14 protein-coding genes are annotated in these 24,299 nt (G+C 69.9%); 7 read left to right on the forward strand and 7 right to left on the reverse strand.

Annotation, left to right across the window (positions count from 1 at the left end; all coding sequences use genetic code 11):
- Window positions 1-19 precede the first annotated feature (19 nt).
- From recC to recD, 3 genes are all read left to right on the forward strand, one after another.
- Window positions 20-3,460 (forward strand): exodeoxyribonuclease V subunit gamma, encoded by a 3,441-nt coding sequence (gene recC, locus LQ772_RS01195; protein WP_231323245.1) that lies wholly within the window; start codon window positions 20-22, stop codon window positions 3,458-3,460.
- The gene (locus tag LQ772_RS01200; protein WP_231323246.1) at window positions 3,457-7,014 is read left to right on the forward strand and encodes a UvrD-helicase domain-containing protein; all 3,558 of its coding nucleotides are present in this window, start codon (window positions 3,457-3,459) and stop codon (window positions 7,012-7,014) included. The genes recC and LQ772_RS01200 overlap by 4 nt, the downstream gene beginning before the upstream one ends.
- A gap of 82 nt (window positions 7,015-7,096) precedes the next feature.
- Window positions 7,097-8,923 (forward strand): exodeoxyribonuclease V subunit alpha, encoded by a 1,827-nt coding sequence (gene recD / locus LQ772_RS01205; protein WP_231323248.1) that lies wholly within the window; start codon window positions 7,097-7,099, stop codon window positions 8,921-8,923.
- Between the two features lie 25 nt (window positions 8,924-8,948).
- Here the strand turns inward: recD and LQ772_RS01210 are convergent, their stop codons facing one another.
- From LQ772_RS01210 to LQ772_RS01240, 7 genes are all read right to left on the reverse strand, one after another.
- The gene (locus LQ772_RS01210; protein WP_231323250.1) at window positions 8,949-9,995 is read right to left on the reverse strand and encodes a serine hydrolase domain-containing protein; all 1,047 of its coding nucleotides are present in this window, start codon (window positions 9,993-9,995) and stop codon (window positions 8,949-8,951) included.
- 72 nt (window positions 9,996-10,067) lie between these two features.
- Window positions 10,068-10,736, reverse strand: a complete 669-nt coding sequence (locus LQ772_RS01215; RefSeq protein WP_231323252.1) for a M15 family metallopeptidase — start codon at window positions 10,734-10,736, stop codon at window positions 10,068-10,070.
- Between the two features lie 122 nt (window positions 10,737-10,858).
- Window positions 10,859-12,442 (reverse strand): serine hydrolase domain-containing protein, encoded by a 1,584-nt coding sequence (locus LQ772_RS01220; RefSeq protein ID WP_231323254.1) that lies wholly within the window; start codon window positions 12,440-12,442, stop codon window positions 10,859-10,861.
- Window positions 12,429-13,637, reverse strand: a complete 1,209-nt coding sequence (locus tag LQ772_RS01225; protein WP_231323256.1) for a dipeptidase — start codon at window positions 13,635-13,637, stop codon at window positions 12,429-12,431. The genes LQ772_RS01220 and LQ772_RS01225 overlap by 14 nt, the downstream gene beginning before the upstream one ends.
- A gap of 15 nt (window positions 13,638-13,652) precedes the next feature.
- Complete coding sequence (gene lysA, locus LQ772_RS01230; RefSeq protein ID WP_231323258.1) at window positions 13,653-14,942, reverse strand: diaminopimelate decarboxylase; 1,290 nt, start codon at window positions 14,940-14,942, stop codon at window positions 13,653-13,655.
- 69 nt (window positions 14,943-15,011) lie between these two features.
- On the reverse strand, window positions 15,012-18,011 hold the full coding sequence (locus tag LQ772_RS01235; protein ID WP_231323259.1) for a TonB-dependent receptor: 3,000 nt from the start codon (window positions 18,009-18,011) through the stop codon (window positions 15,012-15,014).
- Window positions 18,012-18,059: 48 nt separating this feature from the next.
- Window positions 18,060-19,556 (reverse strand): transglutaminase-like domain-containing protein, encoded by a 1,497-nt coding sequence (locus LQ772_RS01240; protein ID WP_425600817.1) that lies wholly within the window; start codon window positions 19,554-19,556, stop codon window positions 18,060-18,062.
- A 139-nt stretch (window positions 19,557-19,695) separates the two neighbouring features.
- Here LQ772_RS01240 and LQ772_RS01245 point away from each other — a divergent pair, with 139 nt between their 5' ends.
- From LQ772_RS01245 to LQ772_RS01260, 4 genes are all read left to right on the forward strand, one after another.
- Window positions 19,696-20,847 (forward strand): DUF819 family protein, encoded by a 1,152-nt coding sequence (locus tag LQ772_RS01245; protein WP_231323261.1) that lies wholly within the window; start codon window positions 19,696-19,698, stop codon window positions 20,845-20,847.
- Window positions 20,848-20,866: 19 nt separating this feature from the next.
- Window positions 20,867-22,267, forward strand: coding sequence for a C40 family peptidase (locus LQ772_RS01250; protein ID WP_231323263.1), 1,401 nt, complete (start codon window positions 20,867-20,869; stop codon window positions 22,265-22,267).
- A 65-nt stretch (window positions 22,268-22,332) separates the two neighbouring features.
- Complete coding sequence (locus LQ772_RS01255; protein WP_231323265.1) at window positions 22,333-23,430, forward strand: dipeptide epimerase; 1,098 nt, start codon at window positions 22,333-22,335, stop codon at window positions 23,428-23,430.
- Window positions 23,430-24,281, forward strand: coding sequence for a MurR/RpiR family transcriptional regulator (locus tag LQ772_RS01260; RefSeq protein WP_231323267.1), 852 nt, complete (start codon window positions 23,430-23,432; stop codon window positions 24,279-24,281). The genes LQ772_RS01255 and LQ772_RS01260 overlap by 1 nt, the downstream gene beginning before the upstream one ends.
- The last annotated feature ends 18 nt before the right edge of the window (window positions 24,282-24,299 follow it).

The following is a 24,299-nucleotide window of genomic DNA, read 5'->3' on the forward strand; positions in this document are numbered from 1 at the left end:
GGGCGGCTATCATCGGCGCATGGCAGCACTTCCCCTCGACGACCTCACCCGTGGCCTGGCCGTGATCCGTGCCAGCCGCCTGGAAGCGCTGCTCGATCCGCTGGTGCAGTTGCTCGACGCGGTGCCGCCGGCCAACGTGCTGGCGCCGCAGACGGTGATCGCGGCGCATCCTGGCATGCGCCAGTGGCTCTCCGCGGCGCTGGCCCGCGCCCGCGGGCCGGGTGGGATCGTGGCCAACCTCGACATCCGCCTGCCCAGCGCGTGGCTGGACGACCTGGCGCGCATGCTGCTGGGCGAATCGGCCGTGGCCCTCGCGCCGTATCGCCGCGAGCGGCTGCGCTGGCGCATCCACGCCATGCTGGACGCGATCGACGATGCGCAGCTGCGCGGCTACCTCGCCGGCGGCGATCCGGCGCGCCGCCGCTACCAGCTCGCCGACCGCCTCGCCCGGCTCTACTCGCAATACCTGGTCTACCGGCCGGACTGGCTGCGTGCCTGGCAGGCCGGCCGCGACGACGTGCCCGAGCGCAGCTTCCTCGCGCCACTGTGGCGCGCGTTGCGCCGGGCGATCGACAAGCCGCACCGCGCCGAAGTGCTGGGCGAACTGCTGCAGAAGCTGCAGCGCGACGCGCCCGCCAGCCTGCCGCGCGAACCGCTGCACGTGTTCGGCATCAGCCACCTCGCGCCGGCGGAACTGGCCGTGCTCGCCGCGGTGGCACGGCACCGGCTGGTGGTGCTCTACGTGCCCGATCCCTGCCGCGAGTATTGGGCCGGCCTGCGCGGCGAACGCGCGCAGCTGCGCGAGCTCGCCCGCCGCCTGGACGAGGGCGAACGCGAGGAGGGCTGGTTCCTCGAGCGCATGGGCCACCCGCTGCTCGCCGACTGGGGACGCCTGGGCCAGCACTTCATGCTGGCCCTCTCGGGCCAGGCCGAGATCCGCCTGGACGTGCGCCACTGGCAGGACGAGGACGCGCACGCGCCAGCCCGGCTCTCGCTGCTGCACCGCCTGCAGGAAAGCATCCGCCGCCTGGACCCCGCGCTGCTGCAGCCGGGGCATGGCGATGCGATGCACGACCGCTCGCTGCGCGTGCACCTGTGCCACACCCGCCTGCGCGAACTGGAAGTGCTGCGCGACGTGCTGCTCGACGCCCTGGCCCGCGACCCCACGTTGCAGCCGGCCGACATCGTGGTGATGGCGCCCGACATCGGCGCGTACGTGCCGCTGCTGCCGGCGGTGTTCGGCGAACCCGGCCGCGCGCACGGGCCGCTGCCCTACCACCTGGCCGACGTCGCGGTGGCGCGCGTGCATCCGCTTCTCGCCGCGTTCGATCGCCTGCTCGACACGCCGCAGTCGCGCCTCACCGCGCCGCAGGTGCTGGACTTCCTGCAGACGCCGCCGATCGCCGCCGCGCTCGGCCTGGACGAAAGCGCGGTGGACCTGCTCGGCCAGTGGCTGGGCGAGGCGCGCGTGGCCTGGGGCCTGGACGGCGACTGGCGCGAGGCCTTCGGCGTGCCCGGCATCGAGGAATACACCTTCGCCTGGGGCATGGACCGCCTGCTGGCCGGCTACGTGATGGGCGAGGACGCGATCGCGGCCTTGCCCGATGGCGAGCTGTCGCCGGTCGCCGGCGCGCACGGTCCGCAAGCGGCTGCGCTCGGCGCGCTTGACCGCCTGCTGCAGGAATTGGCCGCACTGCATCGCGATGCCGCCCAGCCTCGCAGCGCCTCGGCGTGGGCCACGCGGCTGGAGTCGCTGCTCGACGGGCTGTTCCGGGTCGACGCGGGCGACCATGCCGGCCATGAGGCGATGGGCCTGCTGCGCCGCATGATCCGCGCGACCGTCGCGGAAACCGAAGACAGCGGCCTGGACCCGGAGCTGGACTTCACCGTGATGCGCGAGGTGCTGCGCGAACGGCTCGCGGCCACGCCCGAGCGCCAACGCTTCCTGCTCGGCGGCATCACCTTCTGCGGCATGGTGCCCCAGCGTGCGATCCCGTTCCGCGTGATCGCCGTGGTCGGCCTGAACGACGGCGAGTTCCCGCGCAGCGCCAGCGACGCCGGCCTGGACCTCATGCTGCGCCATCCGCGGCTGGGCGATCGCGACGTGCGCAGCGACGACCGCTACCTGTTCCTGGAAACGGTGATGGCCGCGCGCGATGCGCTGCACCTGTCCTACCTGGGCGAGGGCGTGCGCGACGGCAAGCCGCGCAATCCGGCCGCGCCGCTGGCCGAACTGCTCGCCCTGCTCGACGCGCAGGCGGGGCTGGCCGACGTGCCTACCGACGCCGACGACAAGGCGCGCGCCGAGGACCCTGCCGCGCCGGTGCGCCGTCCCTGGCGCGTGCGCCATCCGCTGCAGCCGTTCGACGCGCGCTATTTCGACGGCAGCGATCCGCGGCTGTTTTCCTACCAGTCCGCGTTCGCCGCGATGGTGCCGGGCGACCGACGCGCCGGCTTCCTGGTCGGCACTGACACGCTCGACGTGCTGCCGCTGGAAGCACCGGTCCCGCTGCGCGAGCTGCTGGCCTGGTACCGCGATCCGGCCCGGCAACTGCTGCGCGGGCGTCTGGACGTCCGCCTGGATGCGCTGGACGAGGACCGCCTGCGCGAGAGCGAGCCGCTGGAACCAAAGTTCGAGGCACTGGACCGGGTCGGCCGGCGCCTGCTGCTCGATGCGCTGGAGGCCGGGCTGGTGCTGCCGGCCGAACCGCCCGAATGGCTGCGCCTGACCGGCTTGCTGCCGCCGGGTCGCAGCGGGATCGCCGCGTGGACCACCGAACGCGAGCGCGCGCAGGCGCTGCTGGAAGTGGCCCGCCAGCATCCGCTGTTTGCCGACGGCCTGCCGCCCCACCTGCCTGTCGCGCTTGAGCTGGACGTCGGCGGCGCGCGCGTCGAGGGCGAGCTCGGGCGCGTCCACCAGCACGCGGGCACGCGCTGGGTGTTCGAGCTCTTCGTCGGCCGGAAGGAGGGCGAGCTGGGTTTCCGCGAGCGCCTGCCGCTGTTCATCGAATGGGCACTGCTGCGCCTGGTCACGCCGGCCGACACGCCGGTGCGCCTGTGCCTGCTCGCCGAGGGCGAACATCCCTGGCAGGAACACATCAACGCGTGGGACGCGGCGCTGGTCGGTGCCTCGCCCGACGAACAGGGCACGCTGCGCGCGGATCTGGAATCGCGTCTGGCTGTGTTGCTCGACCTGTGGCGCGAGGCCCAGCGCCAGCCCGCGCGCTACTTCCCGCGCACCAGCTGGGCCGTGGCGCAGTGCCTGAGTGGCGACAAGCCGCCGAACTTCACCTCCTGGCTGGGCAACGACCGCAGCCACGGCGAGTGCGACTACGCGCCGGGCTACGCGCGCCTGCTCGCCGGCGACGTGCGCTTCGAACCCGGCCAGCCCGAATACGTGGCGCTGCTGGATACCGCCGCGCGGCTGTCGCGGCTGATCGAACTGGGCGTGCCCGCATGAGCGCGCCGCTGCGCGTGCATGACTGGCGCGAGCTGCCGTTGGCGCACGCGCCGCGGCAGGGTGGCCGCTGCCTGATCGAGGCGAGCGCGGGCACCGGCAAGACCTGGACCATCGCGGTGCTGTACCTGCGGCTGCTGCTGGAGCAGTCGCTGAGCCCGCGCCAGATCGTGGTGACCACCTTTACCGACGCGGCAGCCCAGGAGTTGCGCGAACGCCTGCGCGCGAAGCTGCGCGCCGCGGAGCGGCTGGCGCAGTCGCCCGGCGCGCCGGCCGATGGCGCGGACGCGGCGTGGCTGCAGGCGCGCTGGGCCGACGATCCGTCGCGCGCCGCCGCCGACGCCTTGCGCCTGCGGCTGGCGCAGGCCGACCTCGATCTCGCGCCGGTCGGCACGCTGCACGGGCTGTGCCGGCGCATCCTCACCGACTTCCCGTTCGAATGCGGCAGCGCCTTCCGGCTGGGCGAGCTGGTGCCCGGCCGCGCGCTGGACGACGAACTGATCGACGACCTGTGGCGGCGGCTCGGCCAGTCCGCCGGCGAACTCGCGCCGGGTGACCTCGCCTGGTGGCGGCAGGGTTTGGACAAGCTGCGCCGCACGCTGCGCGCGGTGATGCGGCCCGGCGTGCGCGTGCGAGTCGAAGCCGGCGGCGAGACCGCCGAACTGATGCAGCCGGAGCAGGCGCAGGCGATCCGCGACTTCATCGGTGACGGCACGCCGTTCAAGCGAAGCAACAGCGCGCTGCTGACCGCGCTGCGCAAGCTCGCCGAGTACCTCGAGGCTGGCGACCACTCGACTCCCTTGCCGGATCTGTCCGATGCACTCGGCAAGCCGCTGGACACGCAACTCAAGCCGGCCTTCGTGGAGGCGGCGCAAGGAAGCGAGGTGCTCGCCTTCGCCCGGCGTGCCGCCGCCGTGCTCGCCGATCCGGACCTGCCCGCGCGCAGCGCCGCTCTTGCCCACTATCGCGAAGACCTGCTCGCGCGCCGCGACGCACACCTGCGCGAGCGCGGCCAGCTCACCTTCGACGAGCTGATCGCCCAGGTACACCATGCGCTGGCCACCCGCGGCGGCGTGCTCGCCGACCGGTTGTTCCGCGAATGGCCGGTGGCGCTGGTGGACGAATTCCAGGACACCGACCAGCAGCAGTACGCGATCCTCGACCGCATCTACCGCGACGACGAAGGCGCCACGCGCGGGCGGCTGGTGATGATCGGCGACCCGAAGCAGGCGATCTACCGCTTCCGCGGCGGCGACATCCATGCCTACCTGTCCGCCCGCCAGGACGTCGACGCCGAGCTGCGCCTGGACCGCAACTTCCGCTCTTCCGGAGCCTTGGTCGAAGGCTTCAACGAGCTGTATGCACTGGCCGGGCCCGCGCTTTCGCAACGCGCCGAGGACGCCATTGCCTACGAGCCGGTCAGCGCGGGACGCCCGGCACGCGTGCTGCGCCATCGTGGCGAGGTGGTTGCGCACCCGCTCGCGCTGCACCTGTGCGCCGAGCTGCCGGTCAACAAGGACGCGCGCATCGCCTTCGCCCTGGATGCCTGCGCCAACCACGTCGCGCAACTGCTCGCGGACGACTGGCAGATCGACGACAAGCCGCTGCGGCCGGGCGACATCGCGGTGCTGCTGCCGACCAACGATCACGTTGCCAGCCTGCGAGAGCGCCTTCGCGAGCGGCACGTGCCGTGCGTCGGTGCGGGACGCAGCAGCGTGTTCGCCACGGCGCTGGCGCGCGAGCTGCAGGTCGTGCTCTACGCGGTCGACCAGCCGGGCGACGAGGGCGCGTTGCGCGCGGCGCTGGCCACGCGCCTGCTCGGCGTCGGGCTGGCGGAACTGGCCGCGCTGCGCGACCGGCCCGACGACTGGGCGCGCCACGAACAACGCTTTGCGCTTTGGCACCGGCAGTGGCGCGAAGAAGGCGTGCTGGCGGTGGTGCAGTCGCTGCTCCACCACGCCGCACCGGCCCTGCTGGCCACGCCCGCGGGCGAGCGCGCGCTGACCGACCTTCGCCACCTGGGCGAACTCCTGCAGCAGGCCGAGGACGAACATCCCGGCCGCGAGCAGCTGCTCGCGTGGCTGGCCCAGCAACGCGGCGGCGAGGGCGCGGCAAGCGACGACGCGGCGGAGGAGCAGCAGCTGCGCATCGAATCCGACGCACGCCGTGTGCGCCTGATGACGCTGCACGCCAGCAAGGGCCTGGAGTTCCCGCTGGTGCTGCTACCGCTGATGTGGGCGCAGGAGGGCCGCGAAGAAAAATTGCCGCTGCGCTACGACCCCGCTACCGGCGGGCGCGAGCTGGTGCTCGGCGGCCCCGGCCACGCCGATGCCTGTGGCGAAGTGGCGGCGGAGGACCAGGACGAACGCTTCCGCGTGTTCTACGTGGCGCTGACCCGCGCCGAGCTCGCCTGCCACGTGTACGTGCTGAACCCGGAGCGCCCGACCAATGGCAGCGTGAAGCGCCCGCCGGCCGACCCGGCGCGCTCCGCGCTGGACGCCACCGTCGAGCGCCTGCTCGCCGCGAACGTGGCCGCAGCGGCGCAGCACATGGCCTGGCTGGCCGATGATTGGCCCTGGCCCTATCCGGCGATCCCCGCCGCCGTTCCGGCGGCGACGCACGCGCGCCAGGCTCTCGCGCCGCCGCCGCCGCGCCCGATGCAGCAGTTGCACAGCTTCTCCACGCTGGCCCGGGTCGAAGCCGTCGGTGCCCTCGAAGAGCAGTCGGCGAGCGACGAGGCGGCCGCCACGGAGGCGCCGGACCTGACCGACGAAGCTGGCGCGGACATGCTGCCGGCGCCTGCGCCCGGCGAACCGGCATTGCTCGCGCTGGCACCCTGGCGCGGCGCCGAATTCGGCAACGCGATGCACGCGGTATTCGAGCACCGCGAGGTCGGCGTGCCGGTGATTCAGCAGCACGCACTGGTCGCGCGGTGCCTGCACGAAGCCGGCGTGAGACGCGGCGAGGAACCGGCCGAGGTGCTAGTGCGCCGGTTGGCGGCGCGGGTGCAGGCGACGCTCGATGCACCGCTTCTGCCCGGCCTGTCGCTGGGGGCGCTGCCGGTTTCGGCGCTGCGTGCGGAGATGGCGTTCCACTACCTGCTCGACGCGGTCTCGCTGGACGCGCTGCGCGAGGCGTGCGCGCGGCATGGCGAACCGGCGCTGGTACCGCGCGCCCCGTTCGGCGCCCTGCGCGGGCTGATGACCGGCAAGATCGACCTGGTGTTCGAGCATGCCGGGCGCTTCCACGTGCTCGACTACAAGAGCAACTGGCTGGGCGAGCGGCTGGATGCTTATGCACCCGAGCGCCTGCCGGCCGCGATGGACGCGCATTACTACCGCTTCCAGGCACTGCTCTACACGGTGGCGCTGGACCGCCTGCTGCGCCAGCGCCTGCCGACGTATCGGCGCGAGGCGCACCTGGGCGAAGCGATCTACCTGTTCGTGCGCGCGGTCGGCCTGGCCCCGGGCGCGGGCGTGTGGCGGCAGCGTTTCGACGATGCGCTGCTGGACGCCGTCGACGGCGTGCTGGCGGCACGCGTGGGAGAGCCGGCATGACGTGCGCTAGTCACCCAAACCGGCGGGACCTGCGCCCTCTCCCCGGAGGGGAGAGGGAGCTAGGCGCGAGGCGGAACCAGCCATGACCCACTTCGATTTCCGCCTCCGCGGCGATGAACCCATCGAGGCGGCCTGGCGCCCGCTCGACCGCACGCTGTGGCGCTGGGTACGCGCGCACGGCGGCTCACCACGGCTGGCGGCGCTGGCGGCGTGGGCCTCGTTCGCCGACGGCGCCGGCGACACCGCGTTACCGCTGCTGGGCGGGGAAGCCGGTCGTCATGGACTGGAGCCGCCCGCGCGGGACGAGGTCGAGGCGCTGCGCGACGAAGCGCTGGTGGGCGACGGTGCCGGGGTCACTCCCTTCGTGCTGGACGGAGCCGGTCGCCTGTACCTGCGGCGCAACTATGCCGACGAACTGGCGGTCGCCGCGCTGATCCACCAGCGCCTGCGCGACGGCCAGCCGGGCGTGGCCGATGACGACGCGCTGGACGTGCTGTTCCACGGCGAGCGTGGCGCCGCGGTGCAGCGCCAGCGCGAGGCCGTGCGCGGCGTCGCCGGGCGGCGCCTGTTCGTGTTGACTGGCGGACCGGGTACGGGCAAGACCACCACCGTGCTGCGCATGCTGCTGATGCTCCAGCGCCGGGCGGCGCAGCCGTTGCGCATGGCCGTCGCCGCGCCCACCGGCAAGGCCGCGCAGCGCCTGCTGCAGTCGCTGCGCGCGGGAAAGCAGGGACTGCTCGATCATCCACGCGCGCCGCTGCCGGGCGACTGGCAGCCGCTGCTGGAGCGCATTCCGGACACCGAGGCGCTGACCCTGCACCGCCTGCTCGGCTACAGCCCGCGCAGCCACCGCTTCGGCCGCGACCGCGAGCATCCGCTGGCGGCCGACGTAGTGGTGGTCGACGAGGCATCGATGGTCGATCTCGGCCTCCTGCGCGCCCTGCTCGACGCGGTGCGCCCGGACGCCACGCTGATCCTGGTCGGCGATGCCGACCAGCTCACGTCAGTCGCTGCCGGCTCAGTGCTGATGGATCTGGTCGCGGTGCTGGAAGCCGAGCGCTCCCCCGCGCTGGTGCGGCTGGAACACAGCTTCCGCGCGGAGCTGCCGCTGGTCTCGCTCAACCGTGCCGTGCGCGCCGGCGACACTGCGGCGCTGGAGGCCACTTTCGGCGATCAGGTGATACGGCAGCCGTTGGCCGGGGGATCGTCCCTGCGGCAGGCGATCGAGGCGTGGGCCGATGCGCTCGCGGCATTGCCGATCCATCCGGCGCTGCCGGTGGCGAACGGCGATGCGGTCGATCCCGCGCAGGTGACCACGGCGCTCGCGGCGCTGCGCGCGCTCGGCTCGCGTCAATTGCTGTGCGCGCTGCGCGAGGGGGAGTTCGGCGCGCTCGCTGCCAGCGCGCTGATCGAGCAGCGCCTCAAGCGCCGCTGGAACATGGCGGCCGACCGCGTTTGGTATCCGGGGCGTGCCGTGCTGATCACCCGCAACGACTACGCCAGCCGGCTGTTCAATGGTGACGTGGGCCTGTGCCTGGCCGACGCCGAAGGGCGGCTGCGCGTGTGGTTCGAAAGCGCAGGCAGCGACGGCCTGGCCGGCGTGCGCAGCTTCAGCCCCGGTGCGTTGCCGGCACATGAGAGCGCGTTCGCGATCACCATCCACAAGTCGCAGGGCTCCGAATACGCCCGCGTGGCGGTGCTGCTGCCGCCGGATCCCGCCCATCGCATCCTGTCGCGCCAGCTGCTTTACACCGGCGTGTCGCGTGCGCGGCAGGTGGTGGAGCTGTGGGCGGGCGAGGCGACGCTGCGCGCGGCGCTGGCATTGCCGGTCCGCCGCGCCGGCGGCCTGGCCGACCGGCTCGCGAGCGTGCCGTCCGGCGGCGAGCCGCAACAGCTGGCCTTGCTGTAGCTCTGCGCGCGGGCGTGCCTGCGCGTCAGTGCGCCAGGAACGGCTGCGCGATCTTCAGCGCCGTCTGGTACGGCTCCGGCTCGTTGCGGTTGCTGAGCAGGATGACGGTGAGGTGCTGCTTCGGCCAGCGCACGATCACATTGCGGAAGCCGATGCTCTCGCCCGAGTGCCACAACGTGTCGCCGGTGATGCGCCAGCCGTAGCCGTAGTCCGCTTCGTAGGGCTCGCCGGTGACCTTGGCGTGCGGGCTGAAGGCGGCCTTGCGCGAGGCGTCGCTGAGCAGGCGGTCGTCGTAGAGCGCGGCGTCCCATTTGGCGAGGTCGTCGATGTTCGAGTAGATGCCGCCGTCCCCGCGGGTGGCGGAGGTGAGGCTCTGGTCGGTGCGCAGCCAGCGCCCCTTGGTCCAGCTGTAGCCGTAGGCGCGGTTGGGTATGGCCTTGTCGTCGTGCACGTAGAGCAGCGTGTGGTCCATGTGCAGCGGCTGGAAGATGCGCTGCGCGAGGAAGTCCTGCAGGGTCTTGCCGGAGGCCTTTTCCACCACCAGTCCGAGCAGCACGTAACCGGAATTGCTGTAGCGATAGGCCGTGCCCGGCGCGAAGTAGCTGCGCGACGTGGCCGAAAGCAGCCGCAACACGTCCTGGTCGTTGAGCTGGGCGGTCTGATCGGGAGGCATGAGGTCCTCGTAGTCGATCAGGCCGCCGGTGTGGCTGAGCAACTGGCGCAAGGTGACCTTGTCGGTGCTCGCCGGCAGCGAGGGCAGCCAGTGACGGATCGAATCATCGAGCTTGAGCTTGCCGTCCTCGGCCAGCAGCAGGATCGCCGCGGCGGTGAACTGCTTGCTCACCGAAGCGAGGCGGAAATCGGTGTGCGGCGTGACCTGCGCATGCTGTTCGAGATCGGCCAGGCCATAGCCCTTGCGCAGGAGTGGGTTGCCGTCCTTGAGCACGAGCAGGGCGGCGCCGGGGACGTCGCCCCGGTAGTCGTGCATCAGGCGGTCGGCGTTCTGCACGGCATCGGTCGCGTTGACCGAGCCGGCAAAGAAGATCGAAGCGAACAGCAGGGCGATGCGCATGCGTTTCTCCGTGCGTTGAACTTGACCACCCTCCCGAGGGCAGAGGGGTTCAGCCGCGTGCCGCGGGAAGACCTACCTCACCGGCACGTCGTAGATCACGTGCGGTGTAGGCTCGCGGGCCCAGGTGTAGTGCCACCACTCCAGCGGGTAGTTCTTGAAGCCCTCGCGCTCCATCGCCGCGCGCAGGCGCAGCCGGTTGGCGTGCTGCGCGGGCGTGACGTCCGGGGCATCGGTGTGCGCGCGCACGTCGAAGAAGTCGAACGGCGTGCCCATGTCCAGTGCCTTGCAGCGGCTGCCGTGGTCGTCACACTGCTCCATCGTGAGGTCGGCCGTGCCGCCGCGACTGTGTCCCGACACCGGCGCGATGTAGTCGCCCAGCAGCACGGACTTGTCCAGCCGCGGATAGTGCGCAGCCTTGGTGTGCTGGTCGGACAGGTCGTGCGCCCAGCGCACGAAGTGCGCCACGGCCCGCGCGGGGCGGTAGCAGTCCCACAGCTTCAGGCGCTGGTGCGTCGCGCGCAATGCATGCTCGACGCGTGCCAGCGCCTCGGCCACGGGGCGCTTGAGCAGGCACTTGGGCGCGAGATAGCCGTCCACCGGCGAGCCGACGAAGTTGTCATGGCCGGCGTACTTGATGTCCTGGGCGATGTCGGGCACGAGGGTACGGATGTCGACCAGGTCGGCTGCGGCGGCGGTCGGGGCGGGGGAGAGCGTGACGGTGTCCTTGGCGGGCGCCGGCATCGACAGCACCCATGCGCATGCCAGTGCGATCCGACAGCAGGAGCGCACCCTGTGCGCGACCCGGCCATTCCGCTCTGCCCGGCCGCGCAGAGGGTGCGCTCCTGCAAGTGCGATGAGGCGTCTCATGGGCAATCTCCGATGCGCTCGAAGTGCAGATCCTCGTAGTCCGAGCTGAAGTCGCCCTCGGGATCGAGCTTGGCCATGGTGAGCGTGGGCGGCGAGCCGGCATGGGGGTCGAGCCAGGCATCCAGGTCCACGGCCGGGTCGTCCCAGTGCACCAGGTAGCGCGCGTCCAGGTGCTTGACCGTGCCGTGCATGTGCGGCGACTTGCGCGAGGCCCATTCGACGCGATCCCCGCGCGGGCACAGCGTGATCTCGCCGAACCACGGGTCGCGGTAGCGGCCACTCCAGGCGAAGCCGGTCGGCGCCACGGCAGTGGCCGCGTCGGTGTCGGGCGGACGCGCGGCGGCGGGACGCTGTGCCGCGTCGTGGTCGAGCGCGTCGGCGTACCACGCCACGCCGTGGCCGCCGTCGGGCGCGGTGAAGTGCTTGGTCAGCACCTCGCCCAGCACGGTGCGTGCGTCCTCGGCCTCGCCATTGATCATGAATACGAAGCCGCTCCGGCGATCGGGCAACAGCGCCAGCATCGAATACATGCCGCCCAGCGTGCCGGTGTGCCAGACCACCCAGGTTCCGTCCACGTCGGCCATGCGCCAGCCGTAGCCGTAGGCCATCACGTGGCTGTGGTCCCAGGCGCGGCGCTGGTTGGACACCGGGATCAGCATGTGCGGCGACTGCAGCACCTCGCGCTGGGTGGAAGAAAGCCACTTCAACTGCGCAGGCGTGGGCGTCAGCCAGTTCCGTGCCCAGCTCAGCATGTCGGTGAGATCGCAGCGGATGCCGCCTGCCGGGTCGGAGGTGATCGCGGGAATAACCGCGCCGTCCTGGCGCATGGGCAGGTTCTGGCCGTCCTTGCGGTAGTGCGGCTGGGCCACGTTGCCGACCTGCTCGCGGTTCCACGTGCCGACCTGGCAGCGGGACAATCCCAGCGGCTGGAACACCTCGCGGTGCATCAGCTCCTCGTAGGGCGCGCCGCCGGCGGCCGCGGCGACTTCGCCGGCCACCACGTAGAGCAGGTTGTCGTACTGGTACTGCGAGCGGAAGCTGTAGCCGGGCTTGATGTAGCGCAGCCCGTGAATGATGTCCTGGCGCGTGAAGGCGTTCGGCTCGGGCCACAGCATCAGGTCGCCGCCGCCTTCGGGCAGGCCGCTGGAGTGGGTGAGCAGGTCGCCCACGCGCATGTGCTTCGTGACCCACGGGTCGGACATGCGGAAGTCGGGCAGGTATTTCGTGACCGGGTCGTCCCAGGCGAGCTCGCCCTTGTCGACCAGCCGCCCGAGCAGCGCGGTGGTCATCGCCTTGCTGTTGGAGGCGATCTTGAAGAGCGTCCGCGGGGTGATCCTTTCGCCGGAGCCGGCGACGGTTTCGCCGCGGGTGGCGATGTAGGTGACCTGGCCGTTTTCGATCACGCCCACCGCAATGCCCGGCAGATGGTAGCGGGCGACGACCGCATCGACGACCGGGTCGAAAGTCCTTCCAGCCGGAGGCTGGATGGGCGAGGCCTGCGCGCTGCCCGCCAGGCAGGCCGTGACGAGCAGGGCGAGAGCGAGGCTTTTCGGTGCGCCAGGGCGCTCAGTGCCGCGCATCGCGCTCCACCTCGTGCCACACGCGCAGCAGGTTGCCGCCCCAGACCTTGGCGATGTCGGCGTCGCTGAATCCGGCACGGCGCAGCGCGGCGGCGACGTTGCGGGTCTCGCTGGCGTCCTTCCAGCCGGTGATGCCGCCGCCGCCGTCGAAATCCGAGGCGATGCCGACGTGATCGATGCCGGCCACATCCGCAATGTGGCGGATCTGCTTGGCGTAATCCTCGACCGTGGGGAGCGGGAATTCCTGCTGGATCTTCGCCATGCCCGCGGCCATCGCCGGCAGGTAATCGTGCTTGTCGCTGTCGTATTCCTTGTCGCCGGCCGCGTGCGCGACCTCGGCCTGCAATTTCTTCTCCGCCGCTTCGCGGCCCGGGTCGTTCTTGAGGAACTCCTTGTAGGCCACCGCCTGGATCACGCCGCCCTTGGCAGCGATCGCGCGCAGCAGGTCGTCGGGCAGGTTGCGCGGATGGTCAAGCACGGCGCGGGCGCCCGAATGGGAGGCGATGAGTGGCGCCCTGGATACGGCGAGCGCGTCACGCACGCAGGCGTCCGAGGCATGCGAGACATCGACCATCATGCCGAGCGCGTTGGCGCGCGCGACCACCTGGCGGCCGAAGTCGGTCATGCCATGGTCGCCCTTGCTGTTCATCGCCGGCTCGCCGTTGTCCTTGTCCGGCAGCGAGCTGGTGCACAGGTCGTTGTTGCCCACATGCACCAGCCCGACGTAGCGCGCGCCGCGGTCGTAGGCGGCATCCAGCCGGTGCAGGTCGTGGCCGAGCGAATAGGCGTTCTCGATGCCGATCATCGCCGAGAGCAGGCCGGACTTGCGGTTGGCCAGCGCCTGTTCGGGCGAGGTGGCCAGGCGGATGCGGTCCGGATACATCATCAGCATCCGGCCGATCGCTTCGTACTTTTCCTCGGCCTGGTCGACCGCCCTGGCGTAGCCGGCCGCATCGAGCTTGTGCTGCGGCACCCAGATCACGAAGAAGGCGGCATCCAGCCCACCGCGCTGCATCTTTCCAAGGTCCACCAGCAGCGGCGTGGCCTTGCCGACGTCGAAGCGTGGCTCGCGCATGTAGGTGAAGGGGATATCGACGTGGGTGTCGATGGTGATCGGCGGGTCCTGCTGCGCCTGGGCGGGAAGCGCGGCGGCGAGCGGCAGGGCGAGCAGGGCAAGATGGGCGAGTCTACGCATGTGCGGCGGATGTCCTCATGGCGTGGCCCAATCCTGCGCCGACTGCTCGCCGGCGACCATCTCCTCGAGGGTCTGCCGGCGCCGGATGACCGCGTAGCGGCCATCGTCCAGCAGTACCTCGGCGGCGAGCGGGCGCGAGTTGTAGGTGGAAGCCATCGACGCGCCGTACGCGCCGGTGCCCTGGATGGCGAGCAGGTCGCCCGGTTGGCACGCCGGCAGAACGCGTGCGCGTGCGAAGGTGTCGCCGGTCTCGCAGACCGGGCCGACCACGTCGTAGGTGGCCAGCGGCCGAGGATCGGGCGCGACCGGCACGATGTCGTGCCAGGCGTCGTAGAGGCTTGGCCGCTGCAGGTCGTTCATCGCCGCATCGAGTACCAGGAAGGACCGCTCGGTACCTTCCTTGATGCGCAGCACACGGGTGAGCAGCACGCCGGCCTCCGCCACCAGGTAACGGCCGGGCTCCAGCAGCAGGCGGCCCTCGAAGCCGGCCAGTGCCTCGCGGACCACGTTGGCGTAGTCGCCGGCGGCGACGGGCCGGTCGTGGCCGGCGCGGTAGCGCACGCCGAGGCCGCCACCGACGTCGATGCTGGCGATCGGGTGGCCGGCATGGAGCAATTCGCGCCAGAACGACGCGACGCGGTTCAATGCCAGCCGGAAGGGTTCCAGGTCGAGGATCTGCGAGCCGATGTGCACGTGCAGGCCGTCCAGCCGCACGTGCGGCAGTTGCCGGCGTTCGGCGAACCAGCGGCGCGCCTCGGCGATGCTCACGCCGAACTTGTTCTCGGCGCGGCCGGTGGAAATCTTGGCGTGGGTGAGCGCATCGACGTCCGGGTTGATGCGCACCGCGGCGTTCGCCACCACGCGTCGTGCGGCGGCCACCCGCTCGATGGCGTGCAGCTCGTCCAGCGATTCGACATTGAAGCGCGCAACGCCGGCGGCGAGCGCCGCGGCGATCTCCCCCTTGGTCTTGCCGACGCCGGAGAACACGATGCGGTTGGCCGGGATGCCCGCGGCGAGGGCGCGCTGCATTTCGCCGGCGGAAACGATGTCCGCGCCCAGCCCGGCGGCGGCCATCAGTTCGAGGATGGCGCGGTTGCTGTTGGCCTTGACCGCGTAGCAGATGGTGGCGTCCAGGCCGTGCAGGGCAGACTGGAGTTCGCCGATCCGCCCGCGGATTGCGTTGGCCGAGTAGGCATACAGCGGCGTGCCCAGTCGCGAGGCCAGCGCCTGCAGGTCCACGCCATCGAAGGTCGGTTGCGGGTCGGGCACGGACGCGGTGTCGTCGTGCCGGGAGGAGACGGTCATGGGGTCCATTCGAGCGAGGCCCAAAAAAGACGGCCCGCGGTGACCGCGGGCCGCCAGGCGGGGAGGGCCTTAGAAGTCCACGGCCACGGTCAGCTGCGTGAAGCGCGGCGACTGGAAGCCGATCGGCTGCATGAAGCTGGCGCTGGTGTCGTTGGAGATGGTGGTCTGCAGGTCCTGGTCCACCTGTACCGTGCGCTGCTGGTTGAGCAGGTTGTACACGGCCAGTTTCACGCGCAGGTTGCCGCCGCCCTGGAAGGGCAGGATGTAGCTGATGCCGGCATTGAGCGTGTAGGTCCAGGGCAGGCGGCCGTAGGCGCCGCGGGGCGAACGCTCGTACACGCGATCCTCGGAATTGGGCGACGTGCAGTTCTCCACGCAGATGAAGTAGCTGTGGTAGTTCTGCGCGTCATACGGGTTGCCTACGCCGAAGCCGGTGATCGGGCCGCCCGAATGGACGTCCAGGTCGCCGCTGACCTGCCAGTGCGGGGTGATCGCATAGGCGCCGCGCAGCTTCAGCTGGTGGCGGCGATCGTTCGGCAGGTAGCCGTCGCCGCCGAAGTTCACCCACGGATCGTCGAAGTTCTCGGTGCGGCCGGTGTCGTCGAAGTTGGTGTCGGAGTTGACCGGACCTTCGGCGTTGCCGCGGTTCCAGGCCAGCACGTAGGACGCGTTGAACGACCACTTCTCGTCCCACGCGCGGTCGAGCTGGAACTCCAGCGAGGTGTAGGTGCGCTTGGGCTTCACCCAGCCGCGCTGGCCCAGGTAGTTGCCGTCGGCGTCGTACAGCGCCCAGCCTTCCTTGGAGGTGTCGACCGTCAGGTAGCCGTCGGCGGTGCCGTCACAGTTGGTGTCGCCCCAGACCGTGACCTTCTCGCCCGGGTTGGCCATCACCCAGCCGACATAGCCATTCTCGCCGCACTGCGCGGTGGCGCTGATTTCCATGTCGTCGATGGCGTTGTGCAGGCGGCGGTAGGTGCCGCTGACGCCCCACGACCAGTTGTTGCCGATCATCTGCTGGAACCCCAGGATCGCTTCGTCCTGGTAGACCGGGTCCATGTCGTGGTCGACTTCCGAACGCAGGTCGCCGACGGTGCCGTCGCCCTGCGAGGTGTCGACCGGGCCGATCTGCGGACCCAGCCGCGGCACGACGTAGCTGACGCCGTTGAGCTCGCGCGTCTCCCAGCCGTCGAACGCGTAGAAGGTGCGCTCGTCGAGCAGGCCGCCGGCCTGCTTGATGTTGATCACGTTGGCCACCGGCAGGAAGTAGCGGCCCAGGTTGCCGAACAGCTTGGTGGTGCCGTCGCCGGTCATGTCCCAGGAGAAGCCCAGGCGCGGCGCGATCTGGCGGTCCATCTTGATGTAGCTGTTGCCCGCCGAATCCTGGTTGTCGAAGCTGTCGTTGCGCAGGCCCATGTTGAGCACGAAGTTGGGCGTGATCTGCCAGTTGTCTTCCAGGTAGTACGCCGAGTCGATGGTCTTGAAGGTCCCCTCGATCTCGTAGCGGCGCGCACGGACGTAGTTGGTGTAGCCGGCCGGGATCACCCCGCCGTTGTCGATGGTGTCGCCCGCCGCACCGGCATACACGGTGTAGTAGAGCGCGCCGGGACCGGGGTAGTAGCGGCTGTATTCGGAGGTGTTGACCTCGTGGTCGTAGCCGAAGCGCAGCAGGTGGTCGCCCAGCGTCCACTCGAAGTCGGCGCGGCCCTGCTTGCGCTCGTCGTTGCGCTTTTCGACGCGCGTGCTGGTGGAGCAGCCCAGCTGCGGGCCGGGCGGCGGCACGGCAGTGGTGTCGTCGATGGCGACCGGGTTGCACTCGAGGTCCAGCTGCGAGCGGGTGAAGGCCTCGCGGTTGTTCTTGCCGTACATCAACTTCATCGACAGGTCGTTGGTCAGGTAACTGGTCCAGGTCAGCGCCCAGTTCTTGCCGCCGGTGTCGGTGTAGACCTCGTTGGTCTTGGTGCCGCGGGTGTCGGTGTCGTAGTCGTACTCGTAGACGTCGCCGACGTTCTTGTTCTTGTCGGAGAAGGCCATCAGCGACAGCGTGTTGCTGTCGGTGATGTTCCAGTCGACCGTGGTGCCCCAGAAGCCCTGGTCCGAGGAGTTGTCGGTGATCGCGTTGCCTTCGTCGTTCGTATTGCGGGGCGATGCGCCGCGCGCCTCGTACATGGCGAAGAAGAACAGCTTGTCCTTCACGATCGGGCCGGACGCCCACACGTTGGTCTTGATCAGCGAATCGCGGTCGCGGCTGGCGGTGATGTAGCGGTTGCCGTTGGCGTCGTAGTGGTTCGCCGCTACCGAATGCCAGTTGCCCGGCTCCATCGTGAGTTCGGCGCCCGCCTTGAACTCATTGGTGCCCGAACGCGCCACGGCGTTGACCACGCCGCCGGTGGTGCGGCCGAACTCCACCGAATAGCCGCCGGTCTTGACCTGGAACTGGTCGTAGAAGGCGAACGGCGCCTCGGAGAAGCCGTTGCGGTTGTAGAAGTCGGTGACGTTGAGGCCGTTAACGTAGAACGCGTTCTCGGCGATCGACGAACCGCCGAAGGAGATGCCGCCGAAGCCGGCGTTGCCCTTGACCACGCCCGGCGCGAGCAGCGCCACCGAGGCCACGTTCTGGTCGACCGGCAGGCGCACCAGGTCGGCACGCGAGACGATCGTGGCCGATTCGGTCGAGCTCACGTCGATCACCGGCAGCACCGAGCTGGTGACGTTGATGGTCGCCAGGCTGGTCGCGTCGACCGCGCCCAGGTCCACCGTGGTCGTGGTGCCCAGCGCGACGGTCACGTTGCGGGTCGGGCCGACCTGCTGGCCGCCGCTGGTCGCGCTGATGGTGTACTGGCCTACCGGCAGGTACGGCAGGCGGTAGTTGCCCTCGTCGTCGGCGATGACCGAGCGGGTCAAGCCGGTGTCCGGGCTGGTCACCGTCACCGTGGCGCCGGCCTGGGTGTGGCCGGCCACCGTGCCGTCGGTGTTGGCCGCCTGCGCCGGTGGCGCGCCAAAGGCGGCGAGCGCCAGTCCGAGTGCCGTGCCGAGCACGGTCCTGCGCATGTTCCAAACCTTGCTGCTCATTTCCCCTACTCCCCTCGACGCCGGGTCGATGTCAGATGAACTTGTTGGTTACTTGTCGTTGCGTCCGTGCAGGAACTGCCAGTCGAAGTGGTAATCCCACTTGTCGAAATAGAGATTGCCGCCGCGCCACTCGACCTCGCCGCGCTGCGAGTCGACCGTTTCGGAGCGCGGGAACTGCTTGGCCGGCACGAACGGGCGGCTGAAGTCGTCGTTGAACGCGATGCGGTAGGCGTCCAGGCCGCCCAGGTAGAACCAGCGCAGGCGCGGATCGTCGCCGGGCTTGGGTTCGAGCTGGCCGAAGGTCACGTCCACCGGCACCCAGCCGTAGGGGGCGAGATAGAGCTGGCCCCAGTCGTGGATGTTGTCGTAGTCGACGTCGGAGAACATCCAGCCGGACTGCCAGCGCGCCGGGATGCCGTTCAGGCGCAGCAGGGTGAGCAGCAGCAGTGTCTGCTCGCCGCAGTCGCCGTGGCCGGCGTGCAGGGTGTAGTCGCTGATGTTGCTGATCGTGGAGTATTCGCGCGCGCCGGCCCAGGGGATCCGGTCGACGGCCGCGAACAGTTTCTGCGCGATGCGGTAAGGGTTCTTTTCCTCACCCACCACCTTGCGCGAGAACGCGCGCAGGTCGTCGGTGAAGACGATGTGCGGCGCGCGTTGTTCGACGAAAGGCTTAAGTTCGGGCGTGATCGTGGCCGGCACCACTTTGTCCGGGTCGATCGGGTGGGATTGCGCGCGCAGGGTCAGCTCGTAGGTGAGCTTGAACACGGTCGGCTGGCCGGCCTTCGCCGGCGCCTCCATGTAGGCGGTGCGCTGCAGCGTGTCCACCGGCGCGACACGCGCGCCGGCCGGTTGGCTGGCGACGAAGCGGATGTCGTCCTGCTGGCCGGGGATGGCGCGCGGGTAGGGGATCCAGGCCTTGACCGTCTCCCCGGCCGGCACGGCGGTGGCGTCGACGGTGACCGTCTGGGTCACGCGCACGCGCATCGGCAGTACGCCGGCCTTGCCGGTCGCGAGCGCCTCGCGGAAGGCGGCGCGGTGGTGGTCGTTCAACGTCTCGTTGGGGCCGTCGGCGATCGGCGTCTGCACCGCGCGGCGATCGCGCGCCTCGGCGCTCAGGCGATACAGATTGGACGGTGCGCGGTTGAAGTAGAGCGTGCGGCCGTCGATCACCATGTGTTCGAGCAGGCCGGCCTGGTCCCAGCGCGCGAACTCGGCGTCGGTGAGGTCGGGGATCTGCTTGCGGATGCGCGCCTTGGCTTCGTCGGCGGTCAGCGTGAAGTCGAGCAGGATGCGATGCATGCGCTCGCGCTGGAACTCGAGCGCCTCGCGTGCTTCGGGCGCAAGGCCCGGCTGTGCGAGCGCGGCGTCGATGGCCTTGCGGGCGGCATCGAAGTGGCCCTGATCGATCTGCGCCACGATGGCGGGCGGGCCGGGCGGCGGCAGGCTGGCCAGCGCAGGGATCGCGCAGCAGAGCAGGCCCGCCAGGGCGGCGCACGCCAGTGCCCGCCGGTGCGCCGGTTCGTGTTTGCCTCGCGTCGCTGGCACCCTCGTCATCGCACAACGCCCCCGCCAGTTGGCATCAAGGCCTTGTGTAACACGCTTGCAAAAGGTGGTCAATAATTTATGCTTCGAGATAACGTATGAGGAATGGCATATTCCTGACGCGACGCATGAGGGGTAGCGCGTGATCCACACGGTATGGCCGTACCTGGCCGTGATGCTGCTGGCTGCCGGCCTGTTCCCGGCGCTGGAGCGGCGAACCGGCTGGCGGGTGTTCAACGTGCTGCCGCCGATCGTCTTCACCTACCTGCTGGTGACCGCGCTGGCGGTGACCGGGCTGTGGGAGGTCAACGACGAAATCCACGCCGCGCAGTCGATGCTGGTCTCGCGCATGGTGCCGGCGCTGCTGTTCCTGCTGATGATCAACTGCGACCTGCGCGCGATCTTCAAGCTGGGGCCGCGGGTGCTGGGCGTGTTCGCCTGCACCTCGGTAAGCCTGTTCATCGCCTTCATTGCCACCTTCCTGATCTACCGGCGCTGGTTGCCGGGCGATGCCTGGCACCCGCTGGCGGCGCTGTCGGGCAGTTGGGTGGGTGGTACGGCGAACATGATCGCGGTGAAGCAGGCGATCGGCATGTCGGACCAGCACCTGGCGATGAGCCTGCTGACCGACGCGCTCTGCTATTCGACCTGGGTGGCCGTGCTGTTCGCGGTGGCGCGGCTGGCGCCGGCGTTCAACCATTGGACCAGGGCCAAGTCGACCGGCGACCTGCCGGTGGCCGAGGCGAAGGCGACCGGGCCGACCACCCCCGATTCGGTGCTGCTGTGGCTGGGCATGGCGCTGGCGGCGGCGGCGCTGAGCGCCTGGCTGGCCGGGTACCTGCCGACCTCGACCATGATCAGCCCCACCACCTGGACGATCCTGCTCGCCACCGGCGCGGGGCTGGTGGTGGCGCACACGCCGCTCGCGCGCTATCCCGGCGCGGGGACCATCTCCAGTGCGATGCTGATCAGCGTGGTGGCGGTGCTCGCCTCGCAGAGCAACTTCCACGGTATCGGCGCGGCGCCGTTGTACCTGCTGTGCGGCGTGACCATCATCGCGTTGCACGCGGTGTTGCTGGTCGGCTTCGCCAAGCTGTTCCGTTTCGATCTCTATCTGTGCGGGATCTCCTCGCTGGCCCACATCGGCGGCGTCGCGGCCACGCCGGTGCTGGCGGCGAGCTATTCGCGCGCGCTGGTGCCGGTGGGCATCCTGCTCGCGCTGCTGGGCTACATACTGGGCACCGGTTTCGGCCTGCTGGTCGCGTCGATCATGTCGGCGCTGGCCGGAACCTGACCCCATGAGGACCACGACCATGCGAACCCTTCTTCCTTCGGCGCTGCTGGCCCTGCTGCTGGCGACGCAGCCGCTGCATGCGCGCGAGCAGGTGTCGACGCTGAGCGTTCCACCCTCGGGCGTGCTGGGCGTGGGGGAGGCGCAGCTGACGCCCGCGTTCTGGATCGGCCTGCAGCCGCAGCCGGACCGGGTGATCCTCAGCCGCCAGCAAATCGAGGCGCAGAACGCGAAGCTGTTCGCGCAGGACAAGTCCATGCACGAGCTGGCCAAGCTGCCGGCGAGCTTGAGTGCCACGCAGGTGCGCGGCTGGATCGAGGACCTCGCCGACCCGCCGTCCAAGCCGCTCTACGACGTCGATGGCAAGCCGGTGCCGCAGAGGGCGCTCAGGAAAATCGTCGACGCGCGTGCGCTCGATGCGATTCCCGCCAGCCAGAAGACCCGCTTCGGGCTGGTGGTGCGCCGCGCCGCGCTGCGCACCTTTCCGACCACGCTGCGCGTGTTCAGCCATCCGGGCGACACCGACATCGACCGCTTCCAGGAAACGGCCGAGTTCCCCGGCACGCCGGTGGTGATCGCCCATGCCACCCGCGACGGCCGCTGGCTGTTCGTGGTGAGCCCGCGCTACGCCGCCTGGACCGAGGCGAAGAACATCGCCGAAGGCAGCCGGGACGCGGTGCTGGGCTACGCCGACAAGACGCCGTACCGCATCGTCACCGGCGCCAAGGTCTACACGGTCTACACCCGCGAAGCGCCCGCCGTCTCGCAGGTGGAGCTGGACATGGGCACGCGCGTGCCGGTGCTCACCGACTTGGCCGCAGACCAGGCGGTCAACGGCCAGACGCCCTACGCCGCGCACGTGATCGAGCTGCCGGTACGCAAGGCCGACGGATCGCTCGCCTTCAGTCCCGCGCTGATCCAGAAGAACGCCGACACCGCGTCCGACTACCTGCCGCTGACCGCGCGCAACCTGATCACCCAGGCGTTCAAGTTCCTGGGCGAGCGCTACGGCTGGGGCCATGCCTACGACGGGCGCGACTGCTCCGGTTTCGTCTCGGACGTCTACCGCTCGATGGGCGTGCAGATGCCGCGCAATACCTCCACCCAGGGCGTGAGCCCAGCCTTCGCCAGGCACGCCTTCAGCGACGCGAGCTCGCACGAGGAACGCCTGCAGGCGGCGCATGCGCTGCAGCTCGGCGACCTGGTCTACATCCCCGGCCACGTGATGATGTCGCTCGGCCAGTGGCAGGGTCAGCCGTGGATGATCCACGACGTGCTGGGCATGAGCTACCGCAAGGCCGACGGCTCGACCGCGCGCGTGACGCTCAACGCCGTCTCGGTCACGCCGTTGCTTCCGATGCTCTACGGCAAGGATTCGACCTTCATCGACCACATGACCAGCAACGTGCGGATGCGGCCCTGAGCGTTCCCGCGCAAGGGCCGGTGGGCGCCAACCCACCCTACGGACAACAGAAGACCAACAACATCATGAAGATCACAGACATCCAGTTCGGCATGCTGCGGGTGCCCTTGAAGACACCCTTCAAGACCGCGTTGCGCACCGTCAACCAGGTGGAAGACATCGTGGTGATGGTGCACACCGACACCGGCCAGGTCGGCTACGGCGAGGCGCCGGCCACCGCGGTGATCACCGGCGACACGCACGGCTCGATCGTCGACGCGATCCGCCATTACATCTCCCCGCGCCTGATCGGCCAGGAAATCGCCAACCTCAACCGGATCACCCACCTGATCCAGGGCTCGATGGAAAAGAACTCCTCCGCCAAGGCGGCGGTGGAGATCGCCATCTACGACCTGTGGGGCCAGCTCTACGGCGCGCCGTTGTACAAGCTGCTGGGTGGCGGCGACCCGGTGATCACCACCGACATCACCATCAGCGTGGACTACATCGACAAGATGGTGTCGGACTCGGTCGCGGCGGTGGAGCGCGGTTTCGAGTCGCTCAAGATCAAGGTCGGCAAGGACATCGGCGTCGACATCGAGCGGGTCAAGGCGATCTACGCGGCGGTCGAAGGCCGCGCGCTGCTGCGCCTGGACGCCAACCAGGGCTGGACCGCCAAGCAGGCGGTGTACGCGCTGCAGACGCTGGAAGAGGCCGGCATCAAGCTGGAGCTGGTCGAGCAGCCGGTCAAGGCGCGCGACCTGGAAGGCATGCGCTACGTCACCGAGCGCGTGCACACCCCGGTGATGGCCGACGAGAGCGTGTTCGGTCCGATGGAGGTGATCGAGCTGATCCGCATGCGCGCGGCGGACATCATCAACATCAAGCTGATGAAGACCGGCGGCATCTCCAACGCGATCAAGATCGCCGACATCGCCGCGCTGCACGGCATCGACTGCATGATCGGCTGCATGCTCGAGTCTTCCATCAGCGTGGCGGCCGCCGTGCACGTGGCGGTGGCGCGCGCCGACGCGATCAGCAAGATCGACCTGGACGGGCCGTCGCTGGCCCAGTTCAACCCGGTCGACGGTGGGGTAATCTTCAACGAATCGGAAATCTCCGTGACCGACGCCCCGGGCCTCGGCATCCGCGAGATCAGGGGCCTGGAGAGGATCGCCGACTGATGTCGCCGCTGGTCAAAATCCGTTCGGAACGCGACCAGATGTCGGCGGTCGAGCGGCGCGTGGCCGACTTCATCCTGGAAAACGCGCACCTGCTGCGCGACTACTCCTCGCAGCAACTGGCCAACGCGCTGGGGATCAGCCAGTCCAGCGTGGTCAAGTTCACCCAGAAGCTGGGCTTCAAGGGCTACCCCGACCTCAAGTACTCCGTCAGCGAGGCGATCGCCCGCGCCGACAACGGCGACGCGCCGGCGCTGGCGCGGGCAGGCGAGGGCGAGGAGGAAGGCCCGGGCGCACTGTGGCGGCAAAAGTCCGAGGCGGAGGAGGCCAGCCGGCTGATCAATCCTCCGGAAGTGATCCACGCCATCGCGACCGCCATCGAGCAGGCCGGGCGCGCGGGCAAGGTTTTCATCATTGGCCTCGGCGAGGATGACATCTACGCGCGCAACTTCGCGCTGCGGCTGTCGCTGCTGGGCATTCTCACCGTGCACAACTTCGACACCGCGCGGATGACCGCGAACGTGTCGGCGGCCGGCGCCGGCGACGTGCTGCTGGTGTTCTCCGAGCACGGCAACCATCCGGCGCTGTGCAAGATCGCGCGTTACTTCCGCGAGCGGCGCGGCAAGGTGATCACCGTCACCCGGCACACCGCCAATCCGCTGCGCACGCTGGCCGATATCCAGTTGCTGGTCAGTGCGCACGACGAGCGGCCGTACATCCAGCCGCTGCTCTACCAGTCGGCGCTGCAGCACCTGCTGGACAACGTGTTCGTGCGCCTGTGCGAGGAACACGACGATCGCCATGCACAGCTCCTGGCCAACCTGGAGCGCATCCAGTTGATGCTGGAGCCGTGAGGTGGCCGTTCGCTCTTG

It is taken from the genome of Frateuria edaphi, from assembly GCF_021117405.1.
Classification (GTDB): Bacteria; Pseudomonadota; Gammaproteobacteria; order Xanthomonadales; family Rhodanobacteraceae; genus Frateuria_A; species Frateuria_A edaphi.